The organism is Phenylobacterium sp., from assembly GCF_031425575.1.
In the GTDB taxonomy this organism is placed as follows: Bacteria; Pseudomonadota; Alphaproteobacteria; order Caulobacterales; family Caulobacteraceae; genus Phenylobacterium.
In genome coordinates this window covers 1-1,577 of record NZ_JANPJP010000071.1, presented here as the reverse complement: position 1 = coordinate 1,577, position 1,577 = coordinate 1, and the positions used below count along the sequence as shown (strand labels likewise).

General features: G+C 66.5%; 2 protein-coding genes. Both read left to right on the top strand.

All coding sequences use genetic code 11. The annotated features are described in order from the left end of the window. Positions 1–329: 329 nt before the first annotated feature. On the top strand, positions 330–908 hold the full coding sequence (locus tag RMO97_RS04055; RefSeq protein ID WP_310539262.1) for a GNAT family protein: 579 nt from the start codon (positions 330–332) through the stop codon (positions 906–908). A 36-nt stretch (positions 909–944) separates the two neighbouring features. Then, positions 945–1,289, top strand: coding sequence for a GIY-YIG nuclease family protein (locus RMO97_RS04050; protein ID WP_310539261.1), 345 nt, complete (start codon positions 945–947; stop codon positions 1,287–1,289). Positions 1,290–1,577 lie beyond the last annotated feature (288 nt).

Sequence of the window (1,577 nt, the reverse complement as noted above, 5' to 3'; positions counted from 1 at the left end):
CGGCCATGGCCTGGCGGATCAGCGGCACATGCCGGGCGCCGAAGGTGCGGTCGGTGGTTTCGTTGAAGGTCTGGATCATGGCGTCAGATGTAATCGCTTCGAGGCCGATGGGCAAAGCGCGGCTTGCGGTGCGCACACACTCGGGCATATTGGCTCAGTCATGCTCCACAGTGCTTGCTCAGCGTCGCTCAATTCGAACGGTCCCACCCGGGGTCGTCCGGATTCGCGCGCGCCTGGCTAGACGCAGCCGAAGACCCAGACCCCGCCGGAACCGGCAGGGTCGCGCGTATCGCTCTCTCCTGCCGCCGGCCCAAACCCGACAGGAGAAGATGATGACCGAAGACCCCAAACCCTGGTTCCCCCTCCGGACCGAACGGCTGTTGCTGCGCGCGTTCGCCCAGGACGATTTCGACGCCGTCCACGCCTATGCCACCGACGATGCCGTCGTGCGCTTCATGGACTGGGGGCCGAACACGCGCGAGCACACCCAGGCCGCCCTCGACCGCTTTTCGGAGGCGCAACTTTATCGGTCGCCCACCGACGTGAACCTTGCAATCCACCACGTCGCGGACGCCTTGGTGATCGGCTCCATACGCTTGAGCGTGAGGAACGCGGCCACCAGCACTGGTGACTTCGGCTACAGTCTGGCCCAGCCGTACTGGCGCCAGGGTCTGGGCACCGAGGCCGCGCGCGCCATGCTTCACGTGGGCTTCGAACACCTGGGTCTGAGTCGCATCTGGGCCGAATGTGACGTCCGCAACGTCGGCTCATGGGGGATCATGCAGAAGCTTGGCATGCGTCGGGAAGCCCACTTCCGGCAGGACAAGCCCGCCCGCGACGGCTGGCGCGACAGCTATCTCTACGCAATTCTGGCAGAGGAGTTCCGCGCACTAAATTTGCCCGGGTAAAATTGACAACGCTCTAAGTGGCGGTTATCCGACTGTATGGACAGGCAGACCCGGCGCGAACGGCTACGCGACTACAAGGAACGCAAGAGCGTGGCCGGGGTCTATGCCGTGCGCTGCGGGCCGACGGGAGAGGTTTGGACCGCTGGATCACGCAATATCGACGCCCAGCAAAACAGCCTGTGGTTCAGCCTGCGCAATGGCGGTCACATCAACCGCGTTCTGCAGGCCGCCTGGACCGCGCACGGGGTGGCTGGATTCAGCTTCGAGGTGCTGGAGCGGATCGACGGAGAGGCGCTGACGCCCGGGGGCATGATCGACGCGCTCAAGGCCCGCGAGCGCCACTGGCTGGCGGCGCTCGGGGCGAAGAAGGCGCTGGGGTAGCAGGCAAAATACCTCCCCCGATTTCGGGGGAGGGGGACCCGAAGGGTGGAGGGGGCGGCAGGGCCGTTAGCGGCTTCGAAGTCGCGACGCCCGGCGCCTATCGCGGTGCGTCGTCACCGCCCCCTCCACCACTTCGTGGTCCCCCTCCCCCATGAATGGGGGAGGTAGGCGTTATTCCGGGGGCGGTTCGGTGGCGTCCACAGTCGCCTCGACCGCCTGTTCGGTCTTCTGGGCGGCGGCCTGGGCGGCGCTCTCGGTGGCGGCGGCTGCGCCGGCAGCCGCGTTCTG